This window comes from Candidatus Aegiribacteria sp. (genome assembly GCA_021108435.1).
In the GTDB taxonomy this organism is placed as follows: Bacteria; Fermentibacterota; Fermentibacteria; order Fermentibacterales; family JCC-6; genus Aegiribacteria.
The window spans coordinates 1-22,227 of the sequence record JAIOQY010000172.1 but is presented as its reverse complement, the minus strand read 5'-3'; the positions used below and the strand labels follow the sequence as shown (position 1 = coordinate 22,227).

Below are 22,227 nucleotides of genomic sequence, written 5' to 3'. Positions count from 1 at the left end.
TTCAATCCTGCATCATAAGGCTGTTAAATGCAACCCGTAATTACCGCTTCTATTTCCTGAGGATTACAAATGGAACCGTTACAGAGCCATACTCACATTCAGCCCTGACCATGTACATTCCGGAATTTACCCGCCTTCCATTCATGTCGCAGCAGTTCCATTGCAGTATGTTTTGATTTCCCTCCTGCACTGAAGAATTATCCAGATCGAAAACGACGCGCCCGGAAATGTCATAAATAACCATGCCTTCAACAGCTATATCTGAAGCTCCATATATGTTGAATGTAACATTCCCTGATGATGGATTCGGAGAAACATTCATGGAGTACTGAAGTTCAGATTCAATTGTACCTTCTATTCCTACCGTTACAAGATAAGCGAACGCACCCATAAGATTCGGCAGGGGTCCTATGTTTCCTGTGGGCGGATACAGCTGAGGGGAACCTGTAGAGGACAGAGTATATCTTAACAACGAAGGTGTCAGAGTACCTGGTGGATTTCCGTTCGCGACCCAGAAACCTACGCAATCCGCTGCTGCACCCGCTACAATGGGTGATGCGCTTGAGGTTCCTGAGAATCCTGAGGCGTAATAGCGATTAACTCCCTCGGAGTTCCACAGGGTCCCATAGCCGGTGGTGACAACATCCTCGCCCCATCCCTGGCACGTGAATCTGCTCCCGTAGTTGGAAAATGCAAGCCTCTGACGATTACCTGCAGGCCAGGGTCCGCCAGGATAGACACCTCCGGCTCCCACGATCATGGATCCGCAGTCGCCGAACCAGTTCATCGCATCCATGTCAACTCCACCGCCATTAACCGCGTTGCCTCCGGCTTCAACAACATGAATTCCATTTGCTACCGCTGTCTGAATTGCAGCGTAAACTCCGTTGAATGTCTGTGAATTCGGCGAATAGTTAAGCCACCACTCAATAGGCACATAGTCCTGTGAGCCCGGAACGTATTCCCACTGCTGCTCAAGAAGGATCACGTCTCCAGCGGAAAGATTCGAGATAGCTACTGTCATTGCTCCCGGTACATTCCATGTTGGAGCACCGTAGTAAGTTCCACATGTTTTCAGCGATGCTCCATGACAGATGCCTGTTGTACCCCACCCGTTAAAATCCGATACCATCTCCCCTATGACGGCTGTACCATGATTATTGTCGGAAAATGGATCCTGAACACCTGAATTGATCTGCGATCCTGATGCCTTTGTTATATCATCATGGTTGTAGTTCCAGCTGTATTCCAGATCACAGACAGTCACGCCTGCTCCGTCACCTCCAGGCTGTGTCCAGGCATATAGGGCATCGATCCCGGTAGGAGTGAAAGAAACTGCTTTCAGATATCCCTGATACCCCTGGTAATCCGGAGTCGGTGGCGGCTGCGGGAGAGGTACCGGCCTTGCGAGGATGATACCCGTAAGTTCCTCCAGCATGTTCGATAATTCCCAGACATCAATATCCCCTTCAAAACGCAATCTGTAAATATTATTCAGATTGTAAAGATCTTCTCCTGTTCTGTCCTCGCCATTCGTTTCCATCGCGTCCAGTTCTTCTTCCGACACGGAAGTTATCCGTTCCCATACATAGCTGTCTGTCAGCTGAAGTATCTCCTGAACACCATCCATAGCTCCCGTTCCGGACAGATCAATCGGGTTACCGTCTCTTAGCCTTACCACGGCATTCTTTCTGAACATTATTTCGATAAATTCGTCCTCGGATTCATAATGACCCTCTGCAGGCTGTACTGACATAACAAGCACAAGAAACAGTAATCCGGACAAGTACATTTGCATTCTCAAAATCAACCACCCTCTCATTTACATTAAACAGCAGATTATCTCTTCAACAAATAACCGTCATTGAGCCAGTTGTCTATAAGTAAACCACTTTTAATAACACCGCTATTGTTGTAAGGTTCCGTAAAGTTTCACTGGATTATTGATTCACTGTTACATTCTGTTACAAAGTATTAAGACTTCTGTTATCAACGATTGAAATATTTCCCTCAGAAAAAATGGGAGGTATTAAATGTTTCATAGAATTCTGATCACCTTCAGCATGCTCTCTGCCCTTTTTCACGGCAAAGCATTCGCGGATTTTAATCCTCCATCTCATCCGCTGTTCGACGGCGATGCCGTACATGAAATTCATCTTAATTTCTATGCGGAAGACTGGTGGCAACTGCTCATGGAGAATTATCCGGAAAAAACATATCTGGAAGCATCATTTGACTGGGAGGATACCCACTTAGAATCGATTGGGGTCCGCTTCAAGGGAGGTTCCAGCTTTACAAACAATCCGACAATGAAGAAATCATTCAAACTGGATTTCGATGTGTTTATTGAAGATCAGGAGCTTTTCGGGCTAACGAAAATCAATCTGAACTGCAATTTCCATGATCCGAGCTTCGTCAGGGAACGAAGCTGCTATGAGATCTGCAACTCAGCATACCTGCCAACAGTGAGAAGTAATTTTGTAGCTCTGTACATCAACGACATCTACTGGGGCCTTTATACGGTCGTAGAGCAGTACAACAGTGATTTCATAGAAGATCATTTCGGCTCCGGCGAGGATGGCAATCTCTGGAAGGGTGACGAACACGGTTCTCTCGAATATCTTGGGGAAGACCAGGGGTTCTACTACACGGAATACGAACTGAAAACAAATGAAGAGGAGAACGACTGGAGCCCTCTTATCGGTCTGACGTACGATCTGAACAGCACCCCCTTCGAATACCTTCCTGATACTCTCTCAACGATAATGGATCTGAATACTGCGCTGGCTCTTCTGGCAGTCGACAATCTGACTGTGAATCTGGACAGCTATGCAGGGCGCTGCGGTAATTACTACCTCTATCAGCGGGATCGGGATGACCTCTTCGTCTTCAGCAACTGGGACCTTAATGAAGCATGGGGCATCTATAATTCCTGGGGACTCTCGATAAGCGAACTGCAGACTCTTGATCCCTTCTGGCTTTCCCCTTCTCCCTCCGAATACAGGCCACTCGGCGCAGTTCTCTGGGTTTTTGAGGAATACGAATCCGTATACACCGGACACATTCAACGGTTGATGACCGGTGTTGCTCATCAGGATACACTCGTTTCCAGGATGGAAGAACTCCGTGATCTGATAAGGTATTGGGTCTATGCAGAACAGCCGCCTATGAGACTTTTCACCCCTGAGGAGTTCGAAGATGCAATGACAGTCGACATACCGATCGGTCCGGGGCACTATGTACCCGCTCTGGAAACATTCATCAGGAACCGGCACGATTACCTTGCTGGCGTTCTGGGAACCTGGAACCCTGTGGAAGGGCTCCTGCTCAATGAACTGATGGCGAAGAACGATACAACCATATCAGATAATTACGGTGAGTACGACGACTGGATCGAGATAACAAACACCGGTATGGATAATATCAACCTTTCAGGTTTCTTTCTTACCGACAATATGGCGGAACCCTTCAAATTCGCTTTCCCTGATACGATCATACAACCTGGGGATCACTTCATTATCTGGGCCGACGACGATCCTGAACAGGGCAGCATGCACGCTGATTTCAAACTTGATTCTGATGGAGAAGAAGTCTACCTTCTAGATTCCGCAGTCGTTATCGATGAAGTAACCTTCCCCGAACTCGATGCGGATAAAAGCTACGGACTCTGGCCGGATGGCACAGGCGAATGGGAAATACTCTCTATCGCCACTCCCGGTGAAACAAATGAAGGAGGCACTGGAATGACCCGGCCATCAACCAGCTGCACCGTTGAAGACCTTCAGATACTTCTGCAAAATCCTATTGCTTCCACTGGGGTGGTAACCCTACAGGGTAATGAAGGATATGCAAAACTTGATGTATTCGACTTGAGCGGCAGGCTCGTGGACTCTCCCTTTGAAGGATACCTCTGCAGCACTGAATCCTTTTCCTGGGATGTAACCTCCCTGTCCACCGGCATATATTTCCTGCGTCTCAGCCAGGATGAGAACATGGTTATCAGAAGGATAACCGTTATGCGGTAAATACTCTGAGAGCAGCGCGTGCTTCAGGCACCCGCCGCTCTCACTCCTGGCAATTCCTGTTTGAACGGTCCCTCTGAATTCTATTCCAGTGTTGGAAGTCCGTCACGGAATGTATCTATCGATGCTTTAACTTCACCAATTTCGTCATTGATGCTGTTGCTTATCACCTGTATCTCCGATCTTGCTTCAACCAGTTCACCTCTGAGCGCATCTATCTCAGCCTGAAGTCCAATGACATCAGGATCCGTTTCTCTGAGTTCCTCGAGTTTTACAGAGACCTCTTCAAGTGCGGACAGTTCGGGTATAAGCCATTCCAGTGAATCAGTCACAGCAATCAGCTCTTCGAGTTGCAGATTGATGCTGTCAAGTATTTCAAGACCTGGAATTTCAAACTCAGGAATATCAGCATCCGGAACGTCAGGTACATCTGGAGCATCAGGTACCCCGAAAGCGGCAACGCTTCCGACACATAGCATAAGAACGGTTAAGATAAGAATTCGCATTTTTCCCCTCCTTGTTTGAATAATTATGCTTAAGTCTATAACTGCGCGATTCTCATGTAAACCTGACCATTACAGAACTGGCTGATAATGTGTTTGTTCAGCTTGAGTTTTCCCGAAAAGAAACATAATGTCAAAGGTATTTCCGGTTGCACTTTCAGAACTCATATGAGTATATATCAGTAATTATTAAAAGATATGATAACATATTAATATACTAATTAGAAGATTTATCAATAGTCTGGAGCACATTGAATGTCGAATAAGGAAATAACAGCGCTGGAAAAAGAAATCAAAAAACTGAGGTCTCATACTGATAATCCGGGTCTTGTCTGCGCTCTTAACAGGATTGCTTACGCCTGTCTCCATTCAGATCCCCATAGATCCGAAACCTATGCCCTTGAAGCTTATGATCTCGCCAAAAACCTTGGAATCATGAATGAACAGGCTAGAAGCAGTATGGTACTGGGAGTATTTCATCTCGAGGCGGGGAATTTCGATGAAGCGCTGTCTCATTGCCGTAGTGCAATGGAGATCTATGAGAAGCTTGAGGACAAGCATGGTATCGCATCTGTTCACAGTAAACTGGCCAACATATTTCTGGTCCAGGGCCTGATTGATAAAGCCCTTGAGCATTACCATACAGCTCTCAAGGAAATGCAGGAATGTGATGCCGACAGTGAGGAACTCGCAAGTTTTTACTTCAACATTGGGGCATGCTACGCTACAGTTGATCGGCTTGATCTGGCCCTCTCATTCTACAAACATGCAGAATCAGTATGGGAAAAATCATGTAACCATACAAATCTGGTATCTCTCTATAACAACATCGGTGCTGTTTTCGGTAAGAAGAGGGAACTTGATAAAGCCAGGGAATTCTTCCTGAAAGCACTTGATCTCTGTGAAAAGATTGAAGAAAAAAAGCAGAAGGCCAGTACCCTTGGCAACCTTGGAAGTCTTCATGAAGATCTCTCTGAATTCCAGACTGCTCTTGACTACTACATCAGAAGTCTTGAGCAGTATGAGGAGCTTGGCAATAAAAGGGGTATCGCTTATACCTGCTGCTGCGCTTGTGGGGCATGCACCCATCTGGGGCACCTCGATGAAGCGGTAGAATATGCCGAGAAGGGTATTTCGATAACAAGGTCCCTGAAGTTGAAGGACATTGAAATCAAATGTCTCCAGAAGATATCGAATCTATATGAGAAAAAGGGTGATCTGAAAAAAGCACTCATGCTCTCCCGGGAACTGAACACATCCCTGGAAGAGTACCTGAATGAAAAAAGCCTGGAGAAGATCGCAAGGCTTCAGGTACAGTTTGAAACCGAGAAGAAAGAGAAGGAGGCTGAGATATACCGCCTGAAGAATGAGGAGCTTTCAAAGATGAATAATGACCTACGCAGCGCCCTCGCGCATGTAAAACAGCTTCAGGGCCTGCTTCCTATCTGCGCAAACTGCAAGAAAATCAGGGATGACGACGGTTACTGGCAGCAGATCGAGTTATATATATCCGATAATTCAGAGGCAGAGTTCTCTCACGGTATATGCCCCGAGTGTGTAATCAAGCTTTACGGGAAAGACCTTCTAGGAGATCAGCTCAGTTTATAACCTGTTTTTTCCCAGGCTTCTCTCATTAACGGATTCTGCCTCAGGTACTTATCAACGATTGCCTTCTCAACTCTGTTCCAGGGACATGAGAAATTAACACATTTCCTGCATACGTACACATTAAGACAATAATTAAAAGCAATAAAGGCAAGGATCAGAGCACCTTCAAGACCCGCCATTGTCAAAAGGACTATGCTGCTGTACAGATCAGGATTTACCGCCACGTGATAAACACCGTAACCGAGAGTGAATATTGGGAAACCTATCATGAAAGTGTAGTAGCAGTACATTGTAAGCCGTTCCCACCTGTTAAGGGGTCTGGGATTGTACCTGTAGGTTTTTGGTATTCCCGAACCGGCAATACAGGTTAGCATTTTACTTCCGTTACCGTAAAAAGGACAGTGTCTGCACAGAACGCCAAATTCAATTGCGGGGAAAAGAATCATGAAGAATGCCCCGTAAAGAATAAGCATCCACCAGTGGCCTGTTATGATACCCATCAGTGTCAATCCGAAGAATGTCGCAGCCATACAGGGGGCAAACAGAATCAGGAATGCCTTTTGCAGTTTTGTGTCAACTTTGCAGAAAAGCAGGTTCTCATCGGAGCAGTCCCCGCATTGGGAATTATCGTCCCACGCGCAGAGATTATTGGGATTGTTCCTGGAATCCGGTTTCTCAGTCATATCACTCCCTTTCTTTGAACATATTTCAGCCAGAACCTTTCCAACCTGCCATGCTGAAAATTTACGCAATCAACTCATAAAGCATATTCCTGTTATTAATGATAAGCTAAATATGAAATGCTGTCAAAGAGAGTATTAACACTCATGTTGCACAATTCCCGTTTAACTGCTTTGATTAAAATCGCATCCGTCATTCATTGCGGATTAATCCATGAATGGATATCTGAAATCAGCAGCCGGCAGGAAAGTCTCCTTTATGGTTCTGGGGCTCACCCACCTGATAAGATTCAGGGGACCTCCGGCTTTGTCATTCGTGCCTGATGCCCTTGCTCCTCCGAAGGGCTGAAGCCCCACGACAGCGCCAGTGGGTTTATCGTTGATGTAGAAATTTCCTGCAGCATACCGAAGGATTCGGCACGCTGTCACAAAGGCATATCTGTCCCTGCTGAATACTGCTCCTGTCAGAGCGTAGGGTGATGTTTCATTGCATATGTTCAAAGTTTTCTCGTAATCCTCTTCCGGATAAACGTATATTGTCATTACCGGACCGAATATCTCTTCACGCATTGTTATGAATCCCGGATCTTCCGTCAGAATAACAGTAGGGTATATATAATAACCCTTTGTTTTGTCACCGGTTCCTCCTGTTATTATTTCAGCTGAATCAGATTTCCGTGCAAGTTCTATGTAATTCATGATGTTGTCAAAGGATTTCTCATCTATGACAGCGTTTACGAAATTGGAATTATCCATGACATCACCTACTTTGATATTCGATATCATATCCTCCAAATCACCCCGAACCGAACTCCACATGGATTCAGGTATGTATGCTCTTGAAGCAGCGGAGCACTTCTGTCCCTGGTATTCAAATGCTCCCCTCACAATAGCGGTAGTAACCTCATCTGGGTTAGCGGATTTATGCACGAAAATAAAATCCTTCCCTCCTGTTTCACCAACAAGCCTGGGATAATTTCTGTAAACGCTCAAGTTGTCTGCGACTTTTTTCCAGAGGCTGTTGAAAGTGGCGTTGGAACCTGTGAAATGCAGGCCTGAGAAACCGGGATGAGCCAGAACATGCTCTCCTATCAGGGAACCCCTGCCGGGAATGAAATTTATCACACCGTCCGGTAATCCTGCCTCCCTGTAAATCTTCATCAGATAATAGCTGGAAAGTAGTGATGTTGTTGCCGGTTTCCAGACGGTTACATTACCCATCAGCGCAACTGACATATTCAGGTTGGATGCAATGGCGGTAAAATTGAAAGGACTGACGGTAAATACAAAACCCTCAAGCGGCCTGTACTCGATTCTGTTCATCTGTTCAGAAGTGGAGGAAGGCTGTCCGCTGTACACCTGCGAAGCGAACCATGCGTTAAACCTGAGAAAGTCCACAGTCTCAACCGCCGCGTCTATTTCAGCCTGGTAAACATTCTTCCCCTGTCCCAGCATTGTGGCTGCGCTGATCAAATACCTGTATTTTTCCGCGATAAGATCAGCAGCCTTCAGGGAAATGGAAGCTCTCTCCACCCATGACAGTGTAGCCCATTTCTCTCTTGCTTCCATTGCAGCCTCAATTGCATCATTCACCTCCTTTTCACCGGCTTTATGATAAGTTGCAAGTACATGGCGGTGATCGCAGGGCATAACCACTTTTCCTGTATTCCCTGTCCTTACTTCATTGCCGCCTATTATCAGGGGTATTTCAATCTCTGCTGAAGCCTGCCTGTCCAGTTCCTTCGCTATCTCCGCCCTTTCAGAACTTCCTTTAGCGTAACTGTATACCCTCTCATTTGCCGGCTTATTAATCGTGAATATCGTATTGTTCATCTGACACTTCTTTCCATAGTAAATTGTAGCGTTATGTTCAGCAAACATAACGCATCATGCAAATATTTCAAACTCCACGGTACTAGGAGCATGCTCCTTTGTGAATATCCATATGTTCGGCATTCCGGCCACAGCATATTAAATGTATAAATCTGGTAGTGGATTGTGATTACCTTGACATGAAGCACTGAAACCCGATTTGTCGTCAGTATTCGCATATTTCACCAGGTTGCTTAACGAAGCGTTGTAGAAGCACTTTCAGACAAGGCGTGCGAATGAGATCGGCGGAGATGTATTATATATAACTTCAAGGAAGGTCGATTGAGCATAACGCAGTATGCGAGTGTCTTATGCGCCGTTGCAGTAGTAACTCCGGTGAGATATGCGGATTGCTAATTTCTGCTGCATATTCGAAGTCTGGTGTATCTTAGAACAGCAAGATGTAAAAGGTTATAAAATTATGCGAATCGCGTACTATTCATTCATTCTCAGTATCCTAATCCTATTAAGTTGTTCGAAGAGCAGTTTAATCTATGATTCTAATATTGATACGTTTACAGTTACTTTGGACGATTATTTAAGTTCTTTGGAAGCTGATAATGAATTTTCAGGAACTGTTTGTATCACGAAAAATGGAAATCAGATTTTCAATGAAGCGTACGGGTATAGAGATATAGAAAACCATCTTCTCAATGATACCAACACCATTTTCAGAATTGGTTCAATTACCAAAACGTTTACAGCTGTTTTAATACTGCAGTTAGTCGAGGAAGGCTTTCTCTCCTTTGATGAGTCATTATCAATCTATTATCCTGGTATCCCGAATGCTCCCGAAATAACAATTGATATGATGCTGCGTCATCAGAGCGGAATCTATGATTTTACTTCTCATCCGGACTATTTGGAATATTTCACCGAACCAAAAACAAAGGAGGAAATATTGGATATAGTAATATCTTATCCCCCGGCATTTGACCCTGGAACAGATACAGAATACAGCAATACGAATTATGTCTTATTGGGATATATCATAGAAGATATTACAGGAGAAAGTTATAACACAAATGTTCAGGAACGAATTTCCAATGAAATCGAACTGACGAACACCTTATGCGGCATTGCAATCAATACAGAGAACAATGAAAGCGAATCTTTTCGACTTATAAACGGGGAATGGCTTCTCGCTCCCGAAACACACTTATCAATTCCGCACGGCGCAGGTGTTCTCGTATCAACATCTTCCGAACTCACATCGTTTATTCATGCATTATTTAATTGTGAATTCGTGAATTCCACTTCTTTACATGATATGCTTTTTCAGTCTTATGGATATGGCAGAGGAATTATCAGAGCATCTTATCAGAACAAAGCAGTATATGGTCACAATGGGATAATCAATGGGTTCAGAGGTGTAATGATATACATTCCTGAAGATGAGATAGCATTGGTATTCTTGTCAAATGGATTGAAATACTCACAAAAAGATCTTTGGACAGAAATATTGGATATTTATTACGAGTGTTTTTAATATGAAATAGAATTCTTGAGAGTCCAAATAGAATGATTCCCGCTTCATCCGCTTCAATGGATTTTCAGCACCTTAGCTAACACGTCTCTTCACAAGAGCGCTTATTTAATTCATCATCTATCCCTTGACACATGAGATATGAAACCACAGAATTAAATTTAAAGTGAGTAACGCTTTTCATTTGAAATACCATAAATCCGAAGGGATAAACCCAAATATTCTATTTCGATTGAGTCTTTCAAAAAAGGAGATATCATGAAAAGTTTGATGATATTAGCATGTATCCTGGTTCTGTCTGCTTCTTCTGCGCTATGTTTCGGCTATTTGAATATTCACACATCAGGTGCTCCTCTACCCGGTTTCAGCGCACGCTCTACCGGTTTTGGGGGAGTAAGATCAATTGGTCTTGGCGATGGTTCAAGTATGCTCACGAATCCCGCTGGGCTTCATAGAACAGAGGGAACACTTGTCTCACTCTCAATCGGACCTGGTATCGGAACTGAAATAATCCTGGACAGCCTGGGTAAACATAATAATAACTGGATAACATTTGGAAATCTCTTCGCATGCATGAAATTCCGACTTGATCCACGATTCGATGCCGGAATCGCCCTGGGAAAAGTCTCTGACTTCTCGTACAAAGGTGCTCATTACATCTTTGACTTTCAGCCTGGTCATGAAGAAGATCTGAGTGAGATAATAGAGCTGAATGTAAACGGAGGTTTGTATGAATCCGTAGCAGGTCTGTCATTCAGCGCATCTGACTGGATCAGCCTTGGCCTGTCCGCAGGCTTCAGATTCGGCAACGTCAATTACGATTCTACCTACACAGACATACAGGCATCAGAAAACGATACACTTATCTCCTGGAAAAGTGATTTCAGCGATTTCTGCTGGCACTTAGGTTTTGAAATTCCTCTTGATAATGCACTTCTAGGATTCTCATGGGCTTCAGAGGGAGATGTATACGATGCAAGGCTGGCTCTTGGAGGACTTCTCTATTTCAATGATACTAAACGAGGTGCTCTTGGAGGAGAGGTTGAACTGGGAGATCCAGGTGAAAAGAATTCCATAATTGGAAGAGTCTTCGGTTTTACTTTTCCATCAGACTCGTTCGAACTCAGGGGTTCCTTTAACTTTGCGTTGCCTAATTACGAGGATGTGGAAAGCAGCATGATAATAGGTTTATCACTTGGTTCAGGCATTTATCTTGGTGATATTATCCTGGATGGAGGAATTGCGTGGTATTCCTGCAGCAGGGACTCGTTATTTCTTGGAGTCGGACACCCTGATGATATTTCCAACTCTCAGGCCCTGATATCCATGGGTATTACGTGGAATCCCTGATAAAATGAGACTAAAAAGTATTGCTTTCCTTTTTTTCATAATATCGAGTTCCATTGCTGGAAACACATGGTCGACAACGTTTGAAACCGGGGATGATCTGTTTTACGGACTGCGGGACGGGGTCGTGCTTCCAAACGGCAGCACTGTGATATCCATTGCCGGACCCTTTGAGAACCCTTTCCTTATCTGTCTTGACAGAGAAGGTGAAATACTCTGGTACAGACACATCCTGGAATTTGAAGACTCCCGGGCCTTTGAAAGCAATGGAAGCCTTGTTGCGCTGGAAGACGGCTTTGCAGCCTGCTTTCATTCTGAGCCAAGAGCGACTGGGATAAATACAGATATAGCAGTGGTCAGATTGAATTCCTCCGGCGAAATTATCTGGACATATATCCTTGGGGAAACCGACGAAGCAGTCTGGATGTCCACCGATATCATTGCCTGTTCCGATGGAGGAGTTCTGGTTACAGGATGTCCCGGTATGCAGCTTCCGGGAGGATTCGCGTTCAAGCTCTCTTCAGACGGCAGGCAGGAGTGGATAACTCAAACTGAAATAATACCGGGGTTTGCATTGTCAGCTTCCGAGACTGGCAATGGCGAATTCCTTATTTTGTCTGTTGATGAGTATTCCAATTGCACAGTTGTACAACATGTCAGCAGCAATGGCCTTGTTTCATCCCCACATGTTGTTGCTGAAACAATGATTCAATTCACAGGAAAATTGAAATATATAAATGGTTCTTTGTGGGTTTACTCCCCTGCTGAAGGTAACACTGTTCAAGCATTTCGCCTTGATGAGGATTTCAACCCCATTCAAACGTTTGAAATACAGCTCCCTCAGGATTACGAGGCAGGATCTGCAGATATCCTTGAGGATGGCTTCCTCGTATCGGGGGGAACCGAAGATGGTAATGCTCTTTTGGCGATGTACGGATTTGACGGCTCTCTTATCTGGGAAAAGCAATACAACACCGGGGGAATAGATTTTCTATACAGTGCAACATATCTTGATGAAGGGATTCTTGCCTTCGGGCATGCACAGCAATTCTTGAATGATTTCAGTGTGTTTTTGTTATTGAAGGCTGATCATTCAGGTTATGTAGAAGGTGCTTCGGTAAACGAGAACGGCACCCTTTTGATTGAATCTGAAGCTTTATGCGTTGACCTTCTCTCTCCCGGATGGCTGGTTGCCTGTTCTATTCTGAGTAATGAGGATGATGCTGTCAGTGCCTCCGCTGATATCATGGAACAGACTGGACTGAAGACAGGATACCTGTGGATCCCAGACTGGCAGAGTCTCTCCGGCACGAATGGCTGGCTTGTTTACGCAATACCCGGTATGGAGACTGAAGGATCTCTTGAAGATGGCTTTGCTGCTCTCCTTGAACTTCATCCGGACACCTACTTCATCTGGGTAAGTCAGGGCTGGGAGAGAAATGTCATGTCCATTGAGGATTTCTTGCTCGATAGATGAATCAGGTCTGAGATTGTCTGAAAACAGATCTGATCAGGGTGAAGGCTGAGGATCCATCCTGATATAAGATTCAGGACCCGGATAATCATCGGGAACATGAATCTCAATGAGTACAGCATGTGATCTGCTCAAATACTCAGGCACAAGAGTTATTACCTCGTAATCGAACAAGGGCACGATATCCGTGATAATCTCGAACTGTTCCTTGGTAAATTCGATCTCAGCTTCTCCGCTTCTGGAATTCAGTACTGCATTCGCCTGTTCATCCGTAAGTGTGATGGTAACTTCGTAGTAGCGACCAGAACCGGCAATGGCAACAGAAGCAAGAAAAAAAAGAACAACCAACGGGAACAATCTCACAGCGATGTTCTTCATGGGATTTCTCCTTTCAAAGGAATGATACTTTTTGATAATAATCTTATCCGGATTATCGTGCAACACGAATAATTTCTCTCATATATCCGATAGCAATCCCGACAGGATTTTCCTTCGGAAAAACTCCATTTGTCACTTTTATTAGTGGGTGGCACGTTCGTGAACGCTAGTCTATCACCACAAACTGCTGTGTTGCCGTGAAATCTCCGGAGATCATCCTGCAGAAGTAGATACCGGAACCGAGACCTTCAATCTGGATTTTATTATTACCTGGATTGAACTGTGTTTCGGGGAATTCCAGCACGCACCTGCCTGAAATATCGAAGACTAGCAGACTCAAAGGCGATGCAGAATCAAGATTGAAATTCAGAATGGTGTATGCAGAGGCCGGATTGGGATAGACTTCAAGATCCAGATTATAGACAGTCTGTTCAGGTTCAATCCCTATTCCTCCATACCAGCCCTCGGAGTCGGTCTTTACGAGAAGACTGGCTGTCTCAGTATCAAAGGGATAGGGGTAGACACCTGCCAGGATGAAGCCTCCGTCCATTGTGCTTTCAATGCTATTGAAGCCGCACTCAGTATAATCACGTTCCCAGATCAAGAAACCGTTGGAATCAAGTCTTGAGACCACAGAGAGTGAATCATCATCACTGCATCCGCACGCGATGATATCAGTTCCGGAAACTGTGATTCCGCAATATTCGACATCACTGTGCTCGGAGCTGTAATTCCAGAGAGTATCTCCCGAGGCTGAAAACATCGTGATTCTGTTATCCGTGGAAGTAGCAGCAAAACCACCGGCAACAGCCTGTACTCCCCATACGCCCATCGGACCGGGGTAGGACCACTCCCACTGGATAATGCCATCGTTTGAAATGTTAACGATGTAATCACTCCTATAGGGATTCGATGCCTGTCCACCTGCCAGGAACGTCCCGTCTTCACCCTGGATTACAGACCAGAGATCTGCATCCAGAAACAGGTGCCACTCGTATACACCTGAACCGTCAACCTTGACTGCATACCCCTCTCCACAGAGGAAGTAGCCTCCATCCAAAGCCTGCACTATGTCACTCGCAAAACCGTTCGGCTGGATACCTGTGATGACCACTTCGTCCAATATGTTGCCATCGAGGTCGGTCCAGAGCAGGCTCCAGGTCCCAACTCCAATAACGAAAACCAGAGATGAATCGGCCGTAAGACAGAAGGCATATTCGTAGATCTCGTCGATATAGGCCGTGGAATCCCCATTGGTATCGAAAAACATAAGGCCACCAAAGCTCGGATTGGTACCCCAGTGTCTCCGCATTCCTGCAAATCTGCCATCAGGTAATTCGATAGCCTTATGGAAGAACTCCGTTCCGCCTTCAACATCGTAAGTCCTGAAAAAAGTATCGGCCTGTAATAATGAAGTAATTATTAATATAGAAAAAGATAATTTAAGAAGTGAATTCATTATACTCCTCCTGATCTGCATTTAAGAAAGTTTCATTCTCTTATTAGTAAAGTAAGCATATTTCATTCCATCAGTTATAGTATATATTATCTTCAACAAACATTATTAATACACATCCATTTATAAGATAGTACTGCACTTCGCCTTGGCGATATGTTATTTGCATGATATCCGGTTTTACGGATATCCACCACTCACGACAGGATTTTCCTTCGGAAATACTCCGTTTGTCACTTTTATTAGTGGGTGGCACGTTTGTGAACGCTAGTCTATCACCACAAACTGCTGTGTTGCCGTGAAATCTCCGGAGATCATCCTGCAGAAATATATACCTGGAGAGAATTCTTCAAGAAAAACATCGTGAAATCCTGTTGAGTATTCATCTTCACGAATCAATCTGATCACTCGGCCTGACATGTCATAGATTGAAATTTCCACGGAAGCAGGCTCAAGGAGCCCGAACCTGATGATTGGTGATCCAGAAGACGGATTCGGTGCGATTGGATACAGCTCAGTTTCAGAAGGAACAGGTTCAGCGGTTTCCTCGATGCCGAAAAGATCCCAGGAAATGGTGACATCGTTCAGTGATGGAGTTAAACCAGCGTTGGATGTTTCGAGTATCGTCCTGTATTGCAGATATCTGTCACCATCCGTCAAAATGCCATCGAGGCTGCAGTGAATCGAAAGAGTGTCCGACCATTCCCCCATGCTGGTGTGATCGTCCGAGGCTCTGACCTGGAATGAAACAGAGGTTCCTGAAGGAGTCTGTGAATTCCACTCAAGGTAATCCCAGTCGGTATCACTCTCTGTATCAAGAATACTGGACTCAAGCGAACCATCAGGTGAATATCCGGTATTATCCCACCAGACGATGGCATCCTTTAAGGACGATGCTCCGAGGATATCCTTATTGCCGTCTCCATCTATGTCTTCAGAGTATACGGATCTGGCTTGCTCGAAATCCGTGTCAACTTCATACTTGTTCCAGGATGTACCCGAACCGTCGATATTCTCCCACCAGGAGATTCCGTCATAGTATGAAGCGCCCAGAACATCCATATCACCGTCACCATCGACATCATCAGAGTATGCGCGATGAGCAGCATTGAAATCTGAATCAATTATATGCTCGGTCCAGGATGTGCCTGCTCCATCCGTATTCTCCCACCATGCAATATCATCGGTGAGCGAGTAAATCTTTATAGAGGCAAGAACGTCCATATCCCCGTCACCATCTATATCTTCCGAGTATACGGACCATTCGCCTAACGCGGCTTCACTGTAAACAGTATGTATGCTCCAGGATGTACCTGAACCATCTTCATTCTCGAACCATCTGATATAACCGGCGTACATATCCCAGATTTCTGCTCCCAGGATGTCCATATCACCATCTCCGTCAATATCCTCTGAGTATACTGCGCAGGCTCCTTCATACCCTCCCTGATAAACGGTATGCTCGTTCCAGGACAAACCGGAGCCGTTGATATTCTCCCACCAGGTTATATGGTTCTCAAAATCACTGCCGCATCCCAGGACGTCCATGTCACCATCACCATCAATGTCTTCTGAGTATACCTCTCTTGGCCAGTTGTAGTCCGCATCAATGGTATGCTCGACCCAGTAAATATCCGAGCCTGTATCTGAGTTCTCCCACCAGGTGATGTCGTTAGCTATACTGGCCGCGCCAAGGACATCCATATCTCCGTCACCGTTTATGTCAGCTGAGTATACGGATATGGCACCATCGAAATTGCCATCAATAGTATACTCAGCCCAGGATGTACCGGAGCCGTTGAGATTCTCCCACCACGTGATCTCATCATCTACCTTTGCAGCACCCAGAACGTCCATATCACCGTCACCGTCTATATCCTCCGAATAGACGGACCACGCATCTTCGAAGGTGTCATTAATGATATGCTCCTCAGCTAAATACTGAAGTGTAATATCTCCGGGACTGTTTTCCCATTCTATACAGGCATCTATATAAAACTGTGCACCCCACTCGATAACCGGTCCCGGTAATCCGGGACCATCAGACCAATCTGTCTGGATAGCGGAATCAGCAAATGTAACGGTGAGGAAACTAAAAAATACTAAAGTCAGGATTGTTCTACACATAGGATACCTCCTATGTTTCAAGAATCATGCTAATTTTACAGTATGTCAAGCTGTTCGGATAAACTGAATACCCTCTCCCCCGATTGTATCCCCTTCGAGGAAAGACCGATTGTCGCTTTATTGGTGGGTGGCACTCGGCTGATATCTTTCAAGCATGTCTTCGATTTCCGTTATTTCCGTCCCTGTCAATTCTATCAGTGTGGAATACACCCGCCCTGTTGCACCCATCTGCTGTTTCATTATTGCAGCAGCTTCCGGACGCATTCCAAATGACTCCGGCCCGGCATTGAGTGATAAATAAATGCTGAGCAGTCTTTTTACACATGAGAAAACCTCAAAATACTCAATTGAGTCCACCGGAGATCCGGATTGCTTCTGGTACTCGTTGAGGACAAGATCACGCCATTTCCGCTCCATATGTGTACTCATAAGAAGCATTGTCCAGGACAGGTCGAAACGAAGATCCGAAACCGAGACCTGAGTCCAGTCAATGACAAAATTCTTTCCGTCGTCACGGATTATGACATTCGCGGGATGGAAATCCAGATGAACCGGACAGGGTTTTCCGCATGGAACAGAATCGCGCCGCTCCTCCAGCCAGCACATCGCGGATTTAAAACCGGCTGATTCGATTGAATTCAGAAAATGCCTGCCCATATCAAGATATTCGTCTATGAAGCACCATGGGTCATTGAATCTCCCGGTATCTTCGTCCTCAAGAATTCGCCAGTCAAGTGAATGCAGTCCAGCTTCAAGCTCACAGAATTCAGAAAGTATCTGCATCTGACGTTCCTCTGTAGATGATGAGAGAACATGCCACATGCCCTGTCCCGTAATTCGCTCCATTATCATAAATGGTTTGCCAAGCGGAGATTGATCTCTCGAGAGTGTAAATACATCGGGAACCGGATATCCCGCAGAATGAAGTTTCTTCATCCCATGGAATTCACGATATGATTTCTCGTAAGCATCGTTACCCGGATAGACCCTCAGTATCATTTCCCGCAGGACTTCATCCCCGGGAGATCCGTGCTCAAGATCAAAGGCGTATACATCGCTCTCCCAGCCCTCACTTACAGATTCAGGCTCCGTTATTCGAATATCTTCGAACTCCGGAAAGGAATCACGACAAAACTGCTGAAGAACTTTCCTCAAAATATACTCCAAACTGTATAACCTGATCTAACTCCCGAGAACTTTGTGTTACCGTATATCAGTCCTCTTCGGAAGTGTATCCGAAGAAATCCCCCCTGCCTACGGGTTTTCTAATCCTGTCGCATCATCAAATCGTTCAGTGAGGTTCCAGGGTGGTGATACCTGACCATGTCCATGGTCTTCCTGCCTGTCTGGACAGCTTTCTCAGGACACCAGTGGAAACAGGCGAAACACTGCTCACACCGATTACCCCAGGTTGGTTTCGTACCCTCCAGCAACTGGACGTTCTGCACAGGACATAACCGCACGCATATACCACATGAGGAGCATTTCTCATCTGCGTAGAATTTGCTGACTGACTGACGTGATAGAGCCTTCCTGAATATCGGATAGACAATACGGCCAATCAGGGAAAATAACAGGTTCTTCTTTGTGAAATCGCCGGAGGCACTATCCCTTATTCCAACCATGATCTTTGCAATCTCTTGCTCCGCAGCGCCGTTTATCATTCGCTGTTTCTCCTCTTCCGGAGCTCCTCCCATGGGCGGGTAGTTCTCTACCATCTTCACCGCGAAGCATGCATTCAGCACTAACCCCCTGCGCTTCAGCATCCCTCGAGTTATTGCCATTGTAGAACCGGGAGTGCCTCCGCAAGTCGCAACAGCGAACAGGTAATCCGGAGTGTCGGTTGGAAGATTCTCGATGAACTTTGCCACAATTACCGGTGGTCCCCAGGCATATACAGGGAACACCAGTCCTATTCTCTTAGATGGCTTAATACCATTATCGAGCGCATTCACTATCGGAATCAGTTCGACATCATCCAAACCTTCCTGCAGTGATTTCGCCACATGGAACGAGTTCCCTGTGCCGGAGAACCAGTAGATTATCGTCTTCATATCCATTCCTTCCTAGTATTTCTGTCGGAAATAATTACAATCAGAGTTGATTAAGACAGTATTTCGGAGAGTTTCCCCCCATCAACACACCGCCAATGAGCCCTTCCTGTAAACATACCTAATTTAATTTGCTGTTGTACATTACAATACAAAGTCAGTTCTGCCCTGTCAAAGTAAATTTCCATCCAACCAGAAATGTCAGCTGCTATTCCGATCTGAAGATAGAGCGCATGTATGGTTTTTCAGGATGGCTTCTATATTGTCGAGTCCCCTGAAATGTTGAAAGCGGTTTTCGAAAGTTTCGGCTATAGCGGAGACAACATTCCCAGGCTGGAAGATCTCTTCCCCGAGGGCGGCAGTCTACTTATCTTTCAGCGCAAATATTCAGGTATCGGTGACCTGATCCTTCAGCATCAGATATCAGCTGATCTGGATACGATTGTTATCGATATGACACTCCGGGATTGGCCTGGTCCTCAACAGCCTGGTAATTGTTCGACTGTTGTTGTTCCTGTTGGTTTTATCTGCTCCGAGTATACAAATCAGATTCCTTAATTCTGACTAATACCGTTGAAGCACAATTCAGAGACCATTTCAACAAATATTCAATCCCACAGAAACCTGTTATGAGTACTATGATTCGTCGTAATTTACGCTTTTCAAGCTTTAATAGCTACCGATCACCACAAAACGCTGTGTTGCCGTGAAATCTCCGGAAATCATCCTGCAGAAATAGATACCGGGAGATAAATCTCCTATCAGAATATCATGAAATCCCGGAGAGTATTCATCTCCATGAATCTCACTGATCATTCGGCCTGACAGATCAAAAACAGATAGACTGACAAGGGAATATTCCGGAAGTCCGAAACATATGCTGACAGCTCCGCAGATGGGATTAGGCATTACTCCGAGGAGTGAGTATACCGTAGTACATGGATCACCCTCCATGCCGTAAGGATCCCAGTTAAGAGCTATGTCATGAAGTATAGGGGTAGAGTAAGATTCACCTGTTTCCATCGAAACCCTGTACTGGAAGTATCTGTCCAGCATACCACTGAGGAAACAGGGTTCATAGACAGGGTCGGACCAGGTACCCATGTTCTGATAGTCGCTGGAAGTCTTGTACTGAAAGTAAAGATCCGTTCCAGCAGGTTCAGAGCTGTTCCAGTCGATGCTTGCCCACTGGGGCGAACACTCTGTATCGAGAATACTGGACTCGAGTGAACCATCAGTTGAATATCCGGTATTATTCCACCATGCAATGTCATTATCCTCTGCGGAAGATGCTCCTATGACATCCTTTTTCCCGTCACCGTCTATGTCTTCAGAGTAGACGGACCTGGCCATGTTAAAATCCGTATCAACTTCATACCTGGTCCAGGATGTACCCGAACCGTCGATATTCTCCCACCAGGAGATTCCGTCATAGTATGAAGTGCTGAGGATATCCATATCGCCGTCATTATTAATATCATCAGAATATATGCTATTGGCACTATTATAATTCGAATCAATTACGTGGTCTGTCCAGGATGTACCCGAACCGTCGATATTCTCCCACCATACAATATTATAACCGGTGTATTCAAGTAGGAGCGCAGCAAGGACGTCCATATCGCCATCACCATCTATATCTTCCGAGTATACGGACCATTCACCTATCGCGGCTTTGCTGTAAACGGTATGCATGTTCCAGGAAGTACCTGAACCATCTTCATTCTCGAACCACCTGATGTAACCTGCGTACATATCCCAGATTTCTGCTCCCAGGACGTCCATATCACCATCTCCGTCAATATCCTCTGAGTATACTGCGCAGGCTCCTGCATACGCCCCCTGATAAACAGTATGCTCGCTCCAGGATAAACCGGAACCGTTGATATTCTCCCACCAGGTGATGTGGTTGTCCAAATCACTGCCACATCCCAGGACGTCCATGTCACCATCACCATCAATGTCTTCGGAGTACAATTCTCTTGGCTGATTGTAATCCGAATCAACGGTATGCTCGACCCAGTAGATTCCCGATCCTGTATCTGAGTTTTCCCACCATGTTATTTTGTTAGCTGCGCATGCAGCGCCGAGAACATCCATATCGCTGTCACCGTTTATGTCAGCAGAGTATACGGATATGGCACCATTGAAATTGCCATCAATGGTATGCTCTGTCCAGAATGAACCTGAGCCATCGGTATTCTCCCACCAGGTAATCTCATCGTCTTCCTCTGCAGCACCCAGAACGTCCATATCACCGTCGCCATCTATGTCTTCCGAATATACGGATCTGGCATCTTCGAAGTTATCACTAATGATATGCTCCTCAGCTAAGAAATGAAGTTTAATAACCCCGAGAATACTTTCCCATTCGATATCGGTCTCAAGATAGAACTGATCTCCCCAATCGCTAACAGGTCCAGGTAATCCGGGACCTTCAGACCAATCGGTCTGGATAGCGGAATCGGCAAATGCAATGACAAAAGAACCGATGATCAGCATGGGCAGAAATATTCTTAACATTGGAAACCTCCTCATTTAAAGGAATTGCACAGATTTGACTGGATGTCAATGCATTGGGATAACTGTATGCCCTCTCCCCTTTTGCTATCCCGTACAAGGACGGTTCCTATTTCACTTTTAGTGTGTTACCGAATACTATTCTTCGTCTGGAGTGTATCCAAAGCAATCCCCCAGCATGTTCATTGCGGCTTCATACTTAGATTCCTCCAGATAGAACACGTAGCCACCATTCTCTGCCGTCATCCATTCCTGCAATTCGTCCTCCTGAAGGTCCGTGAAGGGGCCTATATCAACTCTGTATCCGTTCTCCTCAATGTGTTTCCCGGCTGCCTCAAGGACTTTTTTGTCTTCCATCTGTAGAACCGGTATAAGTTTCTCTTCCATTTTGTACTCGCATTTCATACATCATCACATTTAAGTTACAGTTACGCACCTTGTCTACCGGCTCTCTACTCCTGTCGTAGCATCATATCCTTCAGAGATGTTCCAGGGTGGTGATACCTGAGCATATCCACAGTTTTCCTGCAGGGCTTTCGCCAGATGGAAAGAGTAACCTTTGCCGAGGAACCGGTAGATTACTGTTTCCTGAAAGCCCTGTGGGCTTGTCTACCCACAGGGCTTCTCTATTGATATAATTACTAGAGCTTCAGTAGCTTAATAGACTCCCTGCTGCCTTCGCAATCACTTACAGTCACTATGT

General features: G+C 45.3%; 17 protein-coding genes. 6 read left to right on the top strand and 11 right to left on the bottom strand.

What is annotated here, in order from left to right:
• Positions 1-49 precede the first annotated feature (49 nt).
• Positions 50-1,798: a S8 family peptidase gene (locus K8R76_09740; GenBank protein MCD4848463.1), complete on the bottom strand. Its 1,749-nt coding sequence runs from the start codon at positions 1,796-1,798 to the stop codon at positions 50-52.
• A 235-nt stretch (positions 1,799-2,033) separates the two neighbouring features.
• Between K8R76_09740 and K8R76_09735 the strand changes: the two genes are divergently transcribed.
• On the top strand, positions 2,034-4,025 hold the full coding sequence (locus K8R76_09735; GenBank protein MCD4848462.1) for a CotH kinase family protein: 1,992 nt from the start codon (positions 2,034-2,036) through the stop codon (positions 4,023-4,025).
• A gap of 80 nt (positions 4,026-4,105) precedes the next feature.
• Here K8R76_09735 and K8R76_09730 read toward each other — a convergent pair whose 3' ends face one another.
• Positions 4,106-4,528, bottom strand: a complete 423-nt coding sequence (locus tag K8R76_09730; protein MCD4848461.1) for a hypothetical protein — start codon at positions 4,526-4,528, stop codon at positions 4,106-4,108.
• Between the two features lie 252 nt (positions 4,529-4,780).
• Here K8R76_09730 and K8R76_09725 point away from each other — a divergent pair, with 252 nt between their 5' ends.
• Positions 4,781-6,133, top strand: a complete 1,353-nt coding sequence (locus tag K8R76_09725) for a tetratricopeptide repeat protein (GenBank protein MCD4848460.1) — start codon at positions 4,781-4,783, stop codon at positions 6,131-6,133.
• Here the strand turns inward: K8R76_09725 and K8R76_09720 are convergent.
• Positions 6,118-6,816, bottom strand: coding sequence for a hypothetical protein (locus tag K8R76_09720; protein MCD4848459.1), 699 nt, complete (start codon positions 6,814-6,816; stop codon positions 6,118-6,120). The two genes, K8R76_09725 and K8R76_09720, sit on opposite strands and share 16 nt — an antisense overlap.
• A 204-nt stretch (positions 6,817-7,020) precedes the next feature.
• Positions 7,021-8,646: an L-glutamate gamma-semialdehyde dehydrogenase gene (gene pruA / locus K8R76_09715; GenBank protein ID MCD4848458.1), complete on the bottom strand. Its 1,626-nt coding sequence runs from the start codon at positions 8,644-8,646 to the stop codon at positions 7,021-7,023.
• A 565-nt stretch (positions 8,647-9,211) separates the two neighbouring features.
• Here pruA and K8R76_09710 point away from each other — a divergent pair.
• From K8R76_09710 to K8R76_09700, 3 genes are all read left to right on the top strand, one after another.
• Positions 9,212-10,174 carry a beta-lactamase family protein gene (locus K8R76_09710; protein ID MCD4848457.1) on the top strand — a complete coding sequence of 321 codons (963 nt, stop codon included), beginning with the start codon at positions 9,212-9,214 and terminating at the stop codon, positions 10,172-10,174.
• 255 nt (positions 10,175-10,429) lie between these two features.
• On the top strand, positions 10,430-11,521 hold the full coding sequence (locus K8R76_09705) for a hypothetical protein (GenBank protein MCD4848456.1): 1,092 nt from the start codon (positions 10,430-10,432) through the stop codon (positions 11,519-11,521).
• Positions 11,522-11,525: 4 nt separating this feature from the next.
• Positions 11,526-12,995, top strand: coding sequence for a hypothetical protein (locus K8R76_09700; GenBank protein MCD4848455.1), 1,470 nt, complete (start codon positions 11,526-11,528; stop codon positions 12,993-12,995).
• Between the two features lie 33 nt (positions 12,996-13,028).
• Here K8R76_09700 and K8R76_09695 read toward each other — a convergent pair whose 3' ends face one another.
• The 5 genes from K8R76_09695 to K8R76_09675 all read right to left on the bottom strand — a co-directional run bounded on the left by K8R76_09695 (position 13,029) and on the right by K8R76_09675 (position 19,007).
• On the bottom strand, positions 13,029-13,370 hold the full coding sequence (locus tag K8R76_09695; GenBank protein MCD4848454.1) for a hypothetical protein: 342 nt from the start codon (positions 13,368-13,370) through the stop codon (positions 13,029-13,031).
• Between the two features lie 166 nt (positions 13,371-13,536).
• Complete coding sequence (locus tag K8R76_09690) at positions 13,537-14,829, bottom strand: T9SS type A sorting domain-containing protein (protein MCD4848453.1); 1,293 nt, start codon at positions 14,827-14,829, stop codon at positions 13,537-13,539.
• 264 nt (positions 14,830-15,093) lie between these two features.
• Positions 15,094-16,953, bottom strand: coding sequence for a T9SS type A sorting domain-containing protein (locus K8R76_09685; GenBank protein MCD4848452.1), 1,860 nt, complete (start codon positions 16,951-16,953; stop codon positions 15,094-15,096).
• 117 nt (positions 16,954-17,070) lie between these two features.
• Positions 17,071-18,108, bottom strand: a complete 1,038-nt coding sequence (locus K8R76_09680; GenBank protein MCD4848451.1) for a phosphotransferase — start codon at positions 18,106-18,108, stop codon at positions 17,071-17,073.
• A gap of 110 nt (positions 18,109-18,218) precedes the next feature.
• A complete protein-coding gene (locus K8R76_09675) occupies positions 18,219-19,007 on the bottom strand; it encodes an EFR1 family ferrodoxin (GenBank protein ID MCD4848450.1) in 789 nt (262 codons plus the stop codon).
• Positions 19,008-19,241: 234 nt separating this feature from the next.
• Here K8R76_09675 and K8R76_09670 point away from each other — a divergent pair, with 234 nt between their 5' ends.
• Positions 19,242-19,562, top strand: coding sequence for a hypothetical protein (locus K8R76_09670; GenBank protein MCD4848449.1), 321 nt, complete (start codon positions 19,242-19,244; stop codon positions 19,560-19,562).
• A 111-nt stretch (positions 19,563-19,673) separates the two neighbouring features.
• Here K8R76_09670 and K8R76_09665 read toward each other — a convergent pair whose 3' ends face one another.
• Positions 19,674-21,527 carry a T9SS type A sorting domain-containing protein gene (locus K8R76_09665; protein ID MCD4848448.1) on the bottom strand — a complete coding sequence of 618 codons (1,854 nt, stop codon included), beginning with the start codon at positions 21,525-21,527 and terminating at the stop codon, positions 19,674-19,676.
• Between the two features lie 135 nt (positions 21,528-21,662).
• Positions 21,663-21,911, bottom strand: a complete 249-nt coding sequence (locus K8R76_09660) for a hypothetical protein (GenBank protein ID MCD4848447.1) — start codon at positions 21,909-21,911, stop codon at positions 21,663-21,665.
• Positions 21,912-22,227 lie beyond the last annotated feature (316 nt).